General features: G+C 56.0%; 12 protein-coding genes. 4 read left to right on the top strand and 8 right to left on the bottom strand.

The window, feature by feature from the left end; translation table 11 throughout:
* Positions 1-53: 53 nt before the first annotated feature.
* Positions 54-983: a sugar kinase gene (locus ABK821_RS14625; protein WP_138359496.1), complete on the bottom strand. Its 930-nt coding sequence runs from the start codon at positions 981-983 to the stop codon at positions 54-56.
* 128 nt (positions 984-1111) lie between these two features.
* Between ABK821_RS14625 and ABK821_RS14630 the strand changes: the two genes are divergently transcribed.
* Positions 1112-1270 carry a hypothetical protein gene (locus ABK821_RS14630; RefSeq protein ID WP_171034814.1) on the top strand — a complete coding sequence of 53 codons (159 nt, stop codon included), beginning with the start codon at positions 1112-1114 and terminating at the stop codon, positions 1268-1270.
* Here the strand turns inward: ABK821_RS14630 and ABK821_RS14635 are convergent.
* The 3 genes from ABK821_RS14635 to ABK821_RS14645 form a co-directional block, all read right to left on the bottom strand.
* On the bottom strand, positions 1258-2580 hold the full coding sequence (locus ABK821_RS14635; RefSeq protein WP_138359492.1) for an MFS transporter: 1323 nt from the start codon (positions 2578-2580) through the stop codon (positions 1258-1260). The genes ABK821_RS14630 and ABK821_RS14635 overlap by 13 nt on opposite strands.
* A gap of 269 nt (positions 2581-2849) precedes the next feature.
* On the bottom strand, positions 2850-3881 hold the full coding sequence (gene yhjD / locus ABK821_RS14640; RefSeq protein WP_138359490.1) for an inner membrane protein YhjD: 1032 nt from the start codon (positions 3879-3881) through the stop codon (positions 2850-2852).
* 75 nt (positions 3882-3956) lie between these two features.
* Entirely contained in the window at positions 3957-4856 is a 900-nt protein-coding gene (locus ABK821_RS14645; protein ID WP_138359488.1) for a LysR family transcriptional regulator, read from the bottom strand.
* 118 nt (positions 4857-4974) lie between these two features.
* On the opposite strand from ABK821_RS14645, the gene ABK821_RS14650 reads away from it, so the two are divergent.
* A complete protein-coding gene (locus tag ABK821_RS14650) occupies positions 4975-5733 on the top strand; it encodes an SDR family NAD(P)-dependent oxidoreductase (RefSeq protein WP_138359486.1) in 759 nt (252 codons plus the stop codon).
* A gap of 170 nt (positions 5734-5903) precedes the next feature.
* Here ABK821_RS14650 and ABK821_RS14655 read toward each other — a convergent pair whose 3' ends face one another.
* Both ABK821_RS14655 and ABK821_RS14660 read right to left on the bottom strand, forming a co-directional pair.
* Complete coding sequence (locus ABK821_RS14655; RefSeq protein WP_142503131.1) at positions 5904-7556, bottom strand: alpha,alpha-trehalase; 1653 nt, start codon at positions 7554-7556, stop codon at positions 5904-5906.
* Between the two features lie 355 nt (positions 7557-7911).
* Complete coding sequence (locus ABK821_RS14660; protein ID WP_343178094.1) at positions 7912-9060, bottom strand: iron-containing alcohol dehydrogenase; 1149 nt, start codon at positions 9058-9060, stop codon at positions 7912-7914.
* Positions 9061-9292: 232 nt separating this feature from the next.
* On the opposite strand from ABK821_RS14660, the gene ABK821_RS14665 reads away from it, so the two are divergent.
* Positions 9293-9916 (top strand): glutathione S-transferase family protein, encoded by a 624-nt coding sequence (locus tag ABK821_RS14665; RefSeq protein WP_138359480.1) that lies wholly within the window; start codon positions 9293-9295, stop codon positions 9914-9916.
* Positions 9917-10510: 594 nt separating this feature from the next.
* Here the strand turns inward: ABK821_RS14665 and gorA are convergent.
* Both gorA and ABK821_RS14675 read right to left on the bottom strand, forming a co-directional pair.
* Positions 10511-11863, bottom strand: coding sequence for a glutathione-disulfide reductase (gene gorA, locus ABK821_RS14670; protein ID WP_343178093.1), 1353 nt, complete (start codon positions 11861-11863; stop codon positions 10511-10513).
* Positions 11864-11935: 72 nt separating this feature from the next.
* A complete protein-coding gene (locus ABK821_RS14675; RefSeq protein ID WP_138359476.1) occupies positions 11936-12778 on the bottom strand; it encodes a 23S rRNA (adenine(2030)-N(6))-methyltransferase RlmJ in 843 nt (280 codons plus the stop codon).
* 317 nt (positions 12779-13095) lie between these two features.
* On the opposite strand from ABK821_RS14675, the gene ABK821_RS14680 reads away from it, so the two are divergent.
* A complete protein-coding gene (locus tag ABK821_RS14680) occupies positions 13096-14367 on the top strand; it encodes a phosphatase PAP2 family protein (protein ID WP_142503128.1) in 1272 nt (423 codons plus the stop codon).
* Positions 14368-14424 lie beyond the last annotated feature (57 nt).

The following is a 14424-nucleotide window of genomic DNA, read 5'->3' on the forward strand; positions in this document are numbered from 1 at the left end:
TATCGTTAGGTTACTGATTTAACGTGGGCCGGATCAGCGTTGCGCCGGGGAGATTACTGCGGCATCGCTTCGCGCGGGATAATCGCGCCACGATACTGTATTACCGTGCTGGCGGTCAGATGCCCGCGTTTTGCCGCGGATTCGGCGTCTCCGCCGGTCAGGCGTACCGCCAGATAGCCAGCGCTGAACGAATCACCTGCCGCTGTGGTATCAATCACACGCTCTTTTGGCAGTTTTACCGCCGGAACTTCCTGTTGCGGTTGGCCAGCAATCGCCACCAGGCAGGATTCGGCGCCGCGTTTGACCACCACTTCTTCGACGCCAGCGGCGTGAGTACGCGCAATCACGTCCTCAACCGGTTTCTCCCCCCATAGGGCATCTTCATCGTCAAGGGTCAGGAAAGCGATATCGGTGCAGGTCAGCATCTGCTGATAAACCTGCTGCGTCTCCTCTTTGCTGCTCCACAGGCGAGGGCGATAGTTGTTATCGAAGATCACTTTGCCGCCGTTCGCGCGGCATTGGCGCAGCAGGGTCAGCAGTTTTTCACGGCTGGCGGGACTGAGGATCGCCAGACTGATACCGCTGAGATAGAGATAGTCAAAGGTCGCCAGTGCTTCACAGATCGCCGCAGACTGTTCGCTTTCCAGCCAGAACCTGGCCGCTGCTTCATTGCGCCAGTAGTAAAAGGTCCGCTCGCCGGTATCGTCGGTTTCGATATAGTACAGGCCCGGTAAACGGTCGGCCATACGCTGAATCAGGTCGGTCTGGACATTTTCGCGCTGCCAGGATTCGAGCATCTGTTGACTAAAGGTATCAGTTCCCAGTGCGGTGACGTAGTGCACACTCAGTGCGCTGGCGTCGGTCTGACGAGCGATATAGACGGAAGTGTTTAGCGTATCGCCGCCGAAGCCGCGGTTTACTGCCGCCCCTTTTTCTGACAGTTCAATCATACATTCGCCAATGACGGCAATTTTCTTCGACATAGTGATGACCTGAAATTAAATCAATATTCGTTCTAGTGTGCGCTGGGTCGCTTTTATGGTCAACCATATTAAAACAACGTTCCATTATTTTTTTTGACCTGACGCGGATTATGTGACGGAGACCGCAATTGTCAGCGTCATTGGCTTTTCCGGTGTTTACCGGATGGTCACGTGGCAAGGAACAGGCGAATCCGGATTGGGCGATGTGGTCGCTGATGAAAAATAGCGGGGTGAAATGTCGCCCCTGGCTGCAATGCGCCGGGGGCGAAGAGCGTTACAGCGACTGATGACGCGTTTCGTGAGTGAGCAGCAGGGCAATCATCGTCAGCGTCGCCATTGCGGCCAGGTAGAGCCCCACCGCAGGCAGGCCGTAATTGCCCTGCAGCCAGGCGGCGATATACGGCGCCACGGAAGCGCCGAGGATCGACGAGACGTTATAGGAGAACGAGGCGCCCGTGTAACGAACTTCCGTCGGGAACAGCTCTGGCAGCAGCGCGCCCATCGGGCCAAAGGTCAGCCCCATCAGGCTCAGACCAAGCAGCAGGAAGACAAAGACCAGCAGAGGGCTGCCGGAGCCGAGCAGCGGTTTAAAGGCAAACAGCGCGAAGAGAATGATCAGGGCCGTGATGACGACCATGCTCTTACGGCGGCCAAATGCATCTGCCAGCATGCCGGCAACCGGTATCATCACGCCAAAACCAATAACCGCCATCATCAGCATCCACAGCACTTCGTTGCGCGGCAAACCGAGACCAATCGGGGCAGCGGCGGTGCTGAAAGTCATGGAGTAGACGGTCATGATATAAAACAGCGTGTAGGTCGCCAGCATGATAAAGGTGCCGAGGACAGTAACGCGAATGTGTTTTGTCAACAGCGTGCCTAACGGGATTTTCACCTGTTTCTTCGCGGCGGCGACTTTAGCGAACACGGGCGACTCGTGCAGGGACACGCGAACGTACAGACCGATGATCACCAGCACGGCGGAGAAGATAAACGGCAGACGCCAGCCCCAGTCCATAAATTGCTGGTCGGTCAGCAGCCAGGAGAGCAGCAGGAAGGTGCCGTTAGCGAAGAAAAAGCCGATAGGCGCGCCCAGTTGTGGGAAAGAACCATACAGCGCGCGCTTGCGCGACGGCGCGTTTTCCGTCGCCAGTAACGCCGCGCCGCCCCATTCTCCACCGAGACCCAGACCCTGGCCAAAACGCGCCAGCGCCAGCAGCATCGGCGCCATAATTCCGATAGTCTCATAGCCAGGCAGCAGGCCGATAACCACGGTGGAGATCCCCATGGTCAGCAATGAAGCCACCAGGGTCGTTTTACGGCCTACCCGGTCGCCAAAATGACCAAATACCGCGGATCCGATAGGGCGGGCAATAAAGGCGATAGCAAACGTCGCCAGCGACTGTAGCGTGGCGGCAGCAGGATCGCCCTGCGGGAAGAAAATGTGCGGGAAGACAATGACCGCTGCAGTGGCATAGATATAGAAGTCAAAGAACTCAATGGCGGTACCAATGAGTGAGGCGACCACGACTTTATTGCGTGAATTAACCGGGACGGTTTCCTGAGCGTTGTCGAGTGTTGTGGCTGTGGATTGCATAGATCTTTCTTATTTTTTGCGAACGAAGGGCCATATAGCCACAGCATCAGGGACATTTCAATCTGTAACAAGGGGAGCGATAGCCTGAAAAAGAGGCAAAAAGTGGATAATTTTTGTTACCGGAAAATAACTTCTATGAAATGCTTCACATAATTCAAGTTATGGTTGATAAAACCAGTTTCTGGTTAAAGAAAAGTTACGTGTTGGATTTATCTGCTGAAATAATAGGTTGGGCTGAATTTTGCGTCTTTATTCAGCCCAGTAATGATTTAATCGTGGGATTTGCCCGGCATCCGATGGTCGCCTTTATACTCGGCAGTCGCAATCCATGCGGCGCAGAAAAGCGTCAGGCGGGCGAAGAAATAAAAGAATGCCATTATCCCCAGTACCGAGCCAAATGCCGCTCCTGAAGGGGACTTCACCAGCGCCGGTAGCGTCCAGGTCATAATGATTTTGATTATCTCAAAGCCGACCGCCGCAATCAGCGTGCCGCGAATCAACGCCTTGCGGCGAGGACGGTGGCGCGGTAGTCGCCAGAAAATCCAGAAAAACAGCAGATAGTTGGCGAAAATAGAGATTGCGAGACCAATCAGTCGCCATGCGGGTTTCAGCCATTCGATATTATCGAGATAAAGCGCCGAGATAATTATCCGCTGGGCGGAACCTGCCACTGAAGTGATCGATAAGGTGATCACTAATGCAACCAGCAGGCCGATCAGCGAGATAAGGTCGCGGAAATACTTTACCCAAATCTTCTCCTGATCCTGCGGCGTGCGTTCCCAGACGTCACGCGACTGGGCGCGAATCGCCTCGCGCAGGTTGCCCATCCAGTTAATCCCCGAATAGAGCGCGACCAGCAGGCCGACGATACCCACCGCGGTGCGCTGCTGGACGGCGGTGTTGATGGTATTTTTCAGCGTTGCGGCGAGAGTCGGGTCGCTCACGTTGAGCAAAATTTTATCGAAGATATCCTGTAGTAAGGTGGGATGTGAAGCCAGCACAAAGCCGGCGGCCGCAAAAGAGACCATCAGGATAGGGATCATCGACAAAAATGAGAAGTAAGTGATGGCGGCGCCAAACTGATTGCCAAGCCTGTCGTTGAAGCGCTCGGCGGCGCGAATGAGGTGCGCAATAATGGGGTTGCGCTGGACTTTTTCTGCCGTTCCGGTGACGGTTTTCAGTGCCTGATTGGCCTTTTTCGCCACGGCAGAATCATTAATCGCGGCTATCGTGCTTTTGTTTTTATCCGGCGGCGAGCCAGGTTCCTGGGGCGGGCGTTGAGCGTCGTTTTCCGGCGTCATAACGTTTTTCTTCCTTTTTTACAGCGGTATTCATCAAAATTATATACGTAAAATCGTTGATACGGTGTCTGATTCCTAATCGACATAGGTTTTCATCAGCCCGCCTAACCACTCCATAAACAGATGTACCCGACGTGAAAGATTACGCCGGTGGGGATAAATCAATGAGACCGGTAATGGTTCGGCGCGGTAATGAGGCAGAATTTCTATCAGTTCGCCGGTGCGCAGCATGTCACGCACGCCAGTTCGCGGAACCTGAATAATTCCCAGACCCGCCAGACACGATGCCTGATAGGTTTCTGTACTGTTGACGGTCAGCACGCCGCCGATTTTAACCCAGCGAACCACGCCATCGCTGAATACCTCAAATCCCAGTGGGCGTACGCCGAGGTTGCTCGCGTAGTGGATCAGCGCATGATCGACCAGATCATCAAGAGACTGCGGGTAGCCGAAGCGCGCCAGATAGTGCGGGCTGGCGCAGTTAATTTGCGTGAGTTTACCCAGAGGCCGCGCGATCAGCCCGGAGTCCTTCAGCGTACCGACGCGAACTACACAGTCAAACCCTTCGCGGACGATATCGACCAACCGATCGCTGCTGCTGAGCTCCAGTTCGATACCGGGATATTGTTGCAGAAATGCCGGTAGCCGCGGGATGACCAGCTTTTTCGCTATCCCGACGGGCATATCTACCCGTAAACGACCGCTGACACTGGAGGGATCGAGCTGGAACATGCCGTCCAGTTCATCAAGATTGCTGAGCAGATCCTTTGCGCGTTCGTAGTAAACCATACCGTCCTGCGTCAGTTGTACCCGGCGGGTCGTACGGTGCAGCAGGCGAGTGCCAAGATGGTTCTCCAGCGCCTGAATCTGGCGCGATACGCTCCCTTTCGGTAGGCCGAGGATATCGGCGGCACGGGAAAAACTCTCCAGTTCCGCGACCCGAATAAACAGCTGCATTGCGTGAATTCTATCCATCCCGGGGGCCTATTGTTATTGATACAGAAACAGTAAAACGCAATTTCCTATATTTATTGTTTTTATAGCAGCTAATAAGCTCTTTAACTATGCAAACGCAAGCAAGAAGGGGGTTCTGATGACACAACGTATCGCTTTAGTCACCGGCGGGAGCCGCGGGTTGGGAAAAAATGCGGCATTAAAGCTGGCAGAGAGGGGAACCGATATTATCCTGACCTGGCACAGCAACCAGCAGGCGGCGCTGGACGTTGTCGCTGAAATTGAACGAAAAGGCGTAAAGGCGGCGGCATTACCGCTCAACGTCGGCGATAGTCATCATTTTGACAGCTTTGCTCATAAGATGACGGAATTACTTCAGCAGCACTGGCAGCGGGATAGCTTCGATTATTTATTGAACAATGCCGGTATTGGTCTGAACGTTCCCTTTGCTGAGACCAGCGAAGCCCAGTTTGATGAGCTGATGAATATCCAGTTTAAAGGACCGTTTTTCCTTACTCAGCGCCTGCTGCCGTTGTTAGCTGACGGCGGACGCATCCTGAATGTATCCAGCGGGCTGGCGCGTTTTGCGCTGCCGGGCTATGCGGCTTATGCTGCCATGAAAGGCGCGATGGAGGTGTTGACCCGCTATCAGGCGAAAGAACTGGGGGCGCGGGGAATTTCGGTCAATATTATTGCCCCTGGCGCCATTGAAACCGATTTTGGCGGCGGTGTAGTGCGGGATAACGCGCAGGTTAATCAGTATATCGCCGCGCAGACTGCGCTGGGAAGAGTGGGCCTCCCGGACGATATCGGCGACGCGATTGCCGCGCTGCTCAGCGATGACCTGCGCTGGATGAACGCCCAGCGCGTCGAAGTTTCCGGCGGGATGTTTTTGTAATCTTTTTTCCTCTACGGGGGATGGTCCGGCGAGCCGAAATAATTCGGCTCGCCGGAGAACACCGTCATCAGGTCGTCGCGGGCAGCGATACCGCCGTGGCATAAGACGTCAGGCATGGCAGAGTCCCTGAAGCGCGTATGCCAGGCATCAATTCTGGAAGCCGCGCGCTTTTACAGGGGTTCGCCATACAGACCAATGAGCCGACGCACGACGCCGTTGGTCCAGCCGAAGCCATCCTGCAGCGGATATTCGCCGCCGCCGCCCTCATGCGGGGTGGCGCTGGCGATATGGTACTTTTCGATCAGCTTATGGTGCCGTTTGTAGAAATGGTTTACCGTTTGCAGCCAGCTGTGAGCTATCTCATCCCCGAGCGGATCCTGACCGTACATTTTAAATCCTTGCACCGCCATCCACTGTAGCGGTGCCCAGCCGTTGGGTTTATCCCACTGTTCGCCGCTTTCGTACTCGGTGGCCATAATCCCGCCGGGAGTCAGCAGACGCGCGCGAACCGCATCGGCGAGCCTGTCGGCCTGCTCATGCGTCGCCATACCGACGTACAGCGCAACGATACTGGCGGCGGAGAACAGGGCCAGCTGTTCGCGGCGCCAGTCGTAGTCGCGAAAACAGCCGCCTTCGTCATCCCACAGGTAGCGGGTCACCGCTGCCCGGCGGTCGTTGGCTTTCTGGCGAAAAGCGGCCTCTGTGTCCCGCTCTCCTTTCAGGCCGGAGAGATTGGCGATGGTGTTCTCCAGCTTGAATAAAAAGGCGTTCAAATCAATCGGGATAAACTGGGTGGTGCGAATACTTGCCAGCCTGGTGATATCCCGTAGCCAGCGGCTGGAGTAATCCCAGCCGGATTCCGCTCCGGCGCGCAGATCGCGGTATACTTCGTTTGGCGGTCGCCCGGAGCGCTTCGCGGTTGCCACATCTTCCCCCCAGGATTCATCGCGCGGCGTATCGCGATCGTCCCAGTAGCGGTTGAGCAGCGAACCGTCCGGCATGCGCACTACGTGGCGATAGGCCTGATTGGGCACCAGCGATTCAGCGCCGTCCATCCAGAAGCTGTATTCCATTTGCAGATGGTCAAGATAACGTCTGGCGCCGCGAACGCCATCTTCCTCAAATAGCTCCACCATCAGCGCGAAAACCGGCGGCTGCGAGCGGCTGAGATAGTAGGTGCGGTTGCCGTTCGGAATATGGCCGTAGATTTCAATCATCCACGCGAAGTTGTCCGCCATACATTTCAGCAGATCTTCGCGGCCGCTTTCCGCCAGCCCTAACATGGTGAAATAGGAGTCCCAGTAGTAGGTTTCGCTAAAACGCCCGCCGGGGACGATATACGACTGCGGCAACGCCAGCAGCGACGACCAGGGAATATGATCCTGCGGCTCGCGGGTCAGAATTGGCCACAGGGCATCAATGTGTTCTTTCAACGATCGATTGGGATCGGAAACGTAATCCTCGGCGCGGTTGTCCGGCAACCAGAAATGCTCTTCAATAAACTGGCGTAAATCGAATTCGGACGTGCGTTTTACGCGCCGGTAGTGAAGCAAAATATCCAGCGGATCCTGCTTCGGCGCACAGTCGGGAAAGGTTTTGCTGTCGGCAAAAATACCTGACTTCTGGACATGGGTAAACAGTTCCAGATAGCGGTCTGCAGGGGTCAGGGCATCTGACGCGGGCAGCCCTTCAATAATCTCCGGTTCCGGTTCAACGTCGAACATTTCATCCAGTTTTAACTCGTACGGATCGGCTTCGTAGCATGGATCGTTTTCGATCCTGAGTTCATCGGCATCAGCGTTACGTAATTTCTGGCTGAACATAATGATACGGACCTCCGGATTGCGTCAGTAGAGGATGCCGGGAGCACCCGACCTGTCTATTAAGCGTAGACATTCGCAGCGGGGGAGGGAGGATAAAATGTGCGATAGATCACGTTTTATTATTAAGATGAGGTAACGGGATATAGCCCTAATTAACTGATCTACCGACTTAAAAAACGCTTCATCGTTGGGTGTTCGCCTGACGAATTTAGAGCATTCGTTTTGCAACAAAATCTAAATTTTCGGCTGATGACCAACCTGTCTCAGACATTATGCTCGCATTTTCGCCGGGTAATTCCGGAACAACACGCTTTGTCTGCAATCTGCAATTCCCCGGCATTTGCACGGCGCGCGATTATTCCCATGCGGCTTCCAGCATCTCCAGTAGCTGCTCGCTGGTCAGCATAACCGGGTTGGCTTTCATCGATGATGAGCCGCAGGCGGCAAGGGCCGCTGGCTCCAGCGCTTCGTGCGGTACGCCGAGCTTCCGCAGGTTTCCCAGTCCGGCGCGCTGACTCCACTCGCGGAGGCTCTGCCAGGCGCTGTCCGGCTCAACGCCCAGCCCGGCGGCCAGCCACTGGCGCACATCAGCAAAGCGTTGACGGACCTTCTCGTCACTTATTTGCGCTTCATTCAGCGCCAGACCGAAGGGGAGCAGGCTGCCGCAAAGCGCGCCGTGGGCGGCATGGCTCAGGCCGCCCAGCGGTCCAGCCAGGCCGTGGATCGCGCCAAGCCCGGCATTCGCTAATGCCAGCCCGCCGCACAGGCTCACCCACGCCATCTCATCGCGGCTGTCCGGGCACTCTTTTTCCATCAGCGTTCTGAGGGCCTTAATGCCGCGCGGGATTGCATCCCGACACAGGGCGTCGGTAAAAGGATTCGCGCGGGCGCACAGCCAGGGCTCGATAACCTGCGTGAGGGCGTCGAGACCGGACGCTAAGGTGACTGCGCGTGGCGCATTGTCGGTGAGCGACGGGTCGACAATCGCCAGATCCGGCAGCATCCGGTCGTCGCGCAGGCTGACTTTGCGTTGTTGCCCGGGAACGTTGATCACCGCGTTTTTTGTCACTTCCGCGCCGGTACCGGCGGTGGTAGGAATGGCGACAAACGGCAGCGGATCGGCCTCTAATCCGCGCCCGTTACCGACCACTTCCAGATAGTCGATTGCGGGTCCCTGAACCGGAACCAGCGCGGCAATAGCTTTACCCGCGTCAATCACCGCGCCGCCGCCGAGGCTGACCACCGCGCCGATGCCCTTTTCCCGCGCCAGGCGAACGCCTTGTTCAATATCCTGCAGGCAGGGTTCATGGGCGATTGCCAGCGTTGTGACGTTCAACTGGCAGGTATGTAATTCGTCCAGTAAAGGCTGTGCCCGTTGCAGGCTGGCACCGTGAACCAGCAGTATCTGCGCTGAACGCCCGGCAAGCCAGGAAGCAGCGCTACACGCAAGGCCGCGGCCAAAACGGATATTGCCCGGCGTTAAAAGGTTAAAATTAGTCAACATGTCGGGGTCCTGTATCGAAGAACAATTTTGCAATCCACTATAGCCGAAATCATTCGGGTTGCAGGGAGGCGGTAATCACATGAATTTCGATGGGCCGAGTTCGGTAAGCGCTTTGCCTGAACGCGCGTAACCAACGCTTATGTCCCTGGAAGTACACATTATCCGGCTGTACACATGCGAACGATGGAGTATGGTGAAACTATCATCTCTTTTGATTGAGGTATTGCTGACAATGATAAAAATACTGGGCAAGCGCTCATCAATTAACGTGCGTAAAGCGCTGTGGACCTGCGAGGAAGCGGGGCTGGAGTATCAGCAGGAGGATTATGGCAGCGGATTCCGGTCGATTGAGACCCCGGAATTTCGCGCGCTCAATCCGAATAGCCTTGTGCCGGTGCTGCTGGATGATGATTTTGTGCTGTGGGAGTCGAACAGCATTTGCCGTTATCTGGCGCGGAAAGCGGGGCGGGACGATCTGCTCCCCGCCGTGCCGCAGGCTGCTGCGGAGGTCGAACACTGGATGGACTGGCAGGCAACAGAGTTTAACAATGCCTGGCGCTACGCCTTTATGGGGCTGGTGCGTAAGGACCCGCGGTTTCAGGACCCGGTGGCGATAAAAGAGAGCATCGCCGCCTGGACCCGCTGCGTGCAGATCGTGAATGCGCAACTTCAGCAAACCGGAGCATGGATCACCGGCAGCCAGTTTACCCTTGCGGATATTGTGCTTGGCCTGTCGGTGCATCGCTGGAAAATGACGCCGTTCGCGCACCCTGAAATGGCGCAGGTTGAACGCTGGTATATGGCGTTGAACCAGCGTCCGGCCTTTAAGCGCCACGGGAACAATGGCGTGGCGTAGAGATAAAAAGGCGCGCCGGGGAGTCCTGCTGGTTAGTTAAGGGCAGTCAGTTGTGTTTATGGCTGCCTGAGCGGTTCCGTTAATCGGTGGTGATGGTGGATTTTTCGTTTTACCTATTTGATTCAGTGGCCTGTTCCGTTCACGGTTAATACGAGGATATTCTTCATATGCATTGCGTGTGAACGGCCAGGGGGACGTTTCGCTCGTCCCCCTGGACCCCCGGCATTGCGCTGAAAACCTGCCGCTGCGCGGTCCGCTCCACTCCGGCTTCATCTGGCCGCCCTCTGGCCGCCCTCTGGCCGCCGTCCTGGCGGCCAGTCCTGGATGCGCGCCTGCGTTCTCGCCAGGTTTCCTTGATGCGCCAAACCCCTTGCGGTAAGCCTGAGCTGAAATGGTAACTCCCCAGTCGCTGTAGGCCAGAAAAAATCGACGATGTCGTCAGTCTTGTAGCCGTATCGCGCTTTCACCATAACCACCGAAAAAGCGATTACCGTTGACCAATAAAACAGAAGACAACGCCGGTGACTCGCTTAACCGATCGGCACTACTCCGGTGAGCGTCTTTTGAGTGCCAGATCATAGGATGACGAGCGTTTTAGCGCATGGTCACAAACTCTTCCGCCGCCGTCGGGTGGATCGCCACCGTATTGTCGAAGTCTTTCTTGGTTGCGCCCATCTTCAGCGCCACCGCAAAGCCCTGCAGCATTTCATCCATACCGAAGCCGATGCCGTGAATGCCGACAATTTTCTCTTCCGGGCCGACGCAGACCAGCTTCATGCGGCACGGCTGACGGTGCGAGGTTACGGCGGTATACATGGCGGTAAAAGAGGATTTATACACTTTTACCGCGTCATCGCCGTACTGTTCGCGCGCCTGCGGTTCAGTTAAGCCGACGGTGCCGACAGGTGGATGGCTGAAGACCACGGTCGGGATGTTGCTGTAATCCAGATGTTCGTCCGGTTTGTGGTTAAACAGACGCTCGGAGAGGCGACGACCGGCGGCCACGGCTACCGGAGTCAGTTCAACGGCGCCAGTATTATCGCCAACGGCGTAGATGCCCGGAACGTTAGTATTCTGGAACTTATCGACGATGATATAGCCTTTGTCGTTGGTCTCTACGCCGGCTGCGGCCAGGTTGATGTTATTGGTCGCCGGTTCGCGGCCAATCGCCCAAATCAGGCAGTCGACGGTCTGGCTGCGGCCATCTTCCAGCTCCAGAGTCAGGCTGCCATCAGCGTTCTTCACCACCGCTTTCGGAATGGCGTTGGTATGCAACTCCGGGCCTTCAGCGTTCATCACCTCAACCAGCGTTTCAACGATCAGCGGATCAAAGCTGCGCAGCGGCGCGTGTTTGCGCACGAACAGATGAGTTTCCGCGCCCAGACCATTAATCACCCCCGCCAGCTCAACGGCGATATAGCCTGCGCCAACCACCGCAACGCGTTTTGGCAGCGCCGGAAGCGCGAAGAAACCATCTGAATCGATACCGTACTCGACGCCCGGAATATTCGGATGGCTCGGGCGTCCGCCGGTGGCGATCAGGATATGATCGGCGGTAATGGTTTCGCCATTCACTTCCACAGTTTTCGCATCGACAAAGCGGGCGAAACCTTTAATCACGTCGACCTTGTTTTTGCCCAGCACGTTATCGTAGGAGGTGTGAATACGATCGATATAGGCGCTGCGGCTGGCGACCAGTTTCTCCCAGTCAAAGTGATTGATGGTAGCGTCAAAGCCGTAATCCGGGCCATACAGATGGATTGCTTCGCGGATTTGCGCCGCGTGCCACATCACTTTCTTCGGTACGCAGCCGACGTTAACGCAGGTACCGCCCAGATCTTTGGCTTCAATCAGCGCGCACTTCTGGCCGTACATTGCCGCACGGTTGATGGAGGCGATACCGCCGCTACCGCCGCCGATAGCGATGTAGTCATAATGTTTGGTCATGGCTCTGGTCCTTAATGATTGAATGGCCGCGATTGTAGCGCGAGGCGTAAAAGGTTCCACCGATGGTTGCGATTACTCAGGCACGATCCAACTGACGGTCGCATGGCCGATGCCGGTCGGCACCAGCGTTTTATGCAGCCACGGCAGAACGTTGTTCATCTGTTGCTCCAGCTTCCATGGCGGATTGATCACAATCATCCCGGAGGCGGTCATCCCGCGCTGGTCGCTGTCCGGGCGTACCGCCAGCTCGATTTGCAGAATTTTGCGAATGCCGGTGGCTTCTAACTCTTTGATCATACGCTTAATTTGTGCCCGTAAGACCACAGGATACCATAGCGCGTAGGTGCCGGTGGCAAAGCGTTTGTAGCCTTCATGAATACCGGTTACCACCGCCTGGTAATCGGTTTTTATTTCGTAAGGCGGGTCGATAAGCACCAGCCCACGGCGGGAAACCGGCGGCAGCTTCGATTTAAGCTGTTGGTAGCCATCGGCTTTTTCTACCCGGGCGCGATTGTCTTTCTGAAACTCGGCACGCAGCAGCGGAAAATCGCTCGGGTGCAACTCGGTCATCTGCAGGCTGTCCTGCTCGCGCAGCAGCTGGCGGGCAATCAGCGGCGAGCCTGGGTAGTAACGCAACTGGCCGCTGCGGTTGAAGTGCTGCACAACGGAAATATAGGGTTCCAGCTCGGCGGGCAGATCATCCTGCTGCCAGATGCGGGCGATACCGTCGAGATATTCGCCGGTACGCTCGGCGTGTTCTCCGCTCAGCTGATAGCGACCAGCGCCGGCGTGGGTGTCCAGATAGAGAAACGGTTTTTCTTTCTCTTTGAGTGATTCAATGATCAGGCTCTGAACGGTATGTTTAAGCACGTCGGCGTGGTTGCCTGCGTGAAAGCTGTGACGATAACTGAGCATGGATACGGTGATTCCGGGAATTAAACAAGATAACCGGTAGTTTACCGCAGATCCGCCTCGATTACCGCTGTGGCGCCGTCTTGTTTCGATTCTGGCTAAAGCGTTGCAAAACATAACGCTGTCATAAAAGTGTCAAACGGTGGCGTTAGCGTTGCTGGCAGGCAAGGTAATTATTTGAATATACCCGTCATACTTCAAGCTGCTTATGTGTTGGCTACGCTCGTTCACCTCAGTCACATAGTTATCTATGCTTCTGGGGAATCACTCCCTTGCCGCCTTTAAGCAACGCGAATTATTTAGGATATAAAGGAAAAATAATGAAACTGCAAATCTCACTGCTGGCATCGGCGTTAATCCTGGCGCTGCCGGTTCTGGCGAAGGATATCCCGTTGAATCAGGCGGCGGCAATCGCCAACAGCGTGACGCCAGCCGCCGCCAGCCCGGCCTTTGACGCGCTGGAGAACCAAAGCCTGGCGCAGTTGCGTAACGCGCTGAAGGGCGATGCGCCAACGCTCACTCGCGATCGGTTAACACACGCCAGGCAGAATAAAATTCAGGCGGATAAAGCGTGGCTAAAAGCCAGCGGCTATGACTTCCAGGTTAAAGCCAACCAGCAGGCGGGGATCGCTCTTCTTTCGGCGTTCAGCACGCTGCCGAAGACGGTGATACAGCAAAACCTTGAGACGGTCACCGCGATTAACCGCGATGCGGTACAAACCACCCGCCATCAGGCGCTGGCGGATGCCGAGGGCATCAGCTATCTCTATTTTCTCAGCGATGCAATGGGTCCGCGTCTCGGAAAAGCTTTCCTCTCCGCCTACGATAAAGGCGAACTCAGCAAGGCGGCGGCGCTGATTAAAGCCTCCGAAGTGAGTACCGGAGCGGCCAAAAAACACTTTAACAACCCGCGCCCGTTTCTGATTCAGGGCAATACCATCCATCTGGTGCCGGATGATGTGGTGGTGAAGGATAACAAACCCTATACCGCAGACGGTGGTTCGTTCCCGAGCGGGCATACGAATACCGGTTATACCGATGCGCTGCTAATGGCGGAGATGATCCCTGAGCGGTTTGACGCACTGGTGACCCGCGGCGCGCGTTACGGTTACTCGCGTATCGTGTTGGGCGTGCATTATCCGCTGGATGTGATGGGGTCGCGGATGGTGGCGCAGCGTAATGTCGCGCACTATCTGAATGACGCTAAGTACCGCGCATTGTTCAATGAAGCTCGCGATCAACTACGCACAGCGCTGGCGAAGGAGTGCGGCATGACGCTGGCGGAGTGTGCAAAGGCGCCAGCGAAGGATGATCCGTACCGCGACCCGGCAATGCGCGATTTTTATCGCTTTACTATGACCTACGATTTGCCGCAGCAGAAGGGTGAAAAGCAGCGCCTGAAGGTGCCGGAGGGAGCGGAAGTGTTGCTGGAGTCTGCGTTGCCGACGTTGTCCGCCGCGCAGCGTCGGGCGCTGATGGTCAAAACGGCTTTGCCTGCGGGATATCCGCTGTCGGGTGAAACCAGCGACCAGCAGTTCTGGCAGCGGCTGAATTTGCCTGCGGCATACGAGATGGCGGTCAGCGCGCATTGAAAACAGAGGGGACGGCGTTCCTGCCGGGCGGCGGCCAGCCCGCACGGCGCTTTTGTT

Origin of the sequence: Klebsiella sp. KE9456, from assembly GCF_043832615.1 — a bacterium.
GTDB lineage: Bacteria > Pseudomonadota > Gammaproteobacteria > Enterobacterales > Enterobacteriaceae > Klebsiella > Klebsiella indica.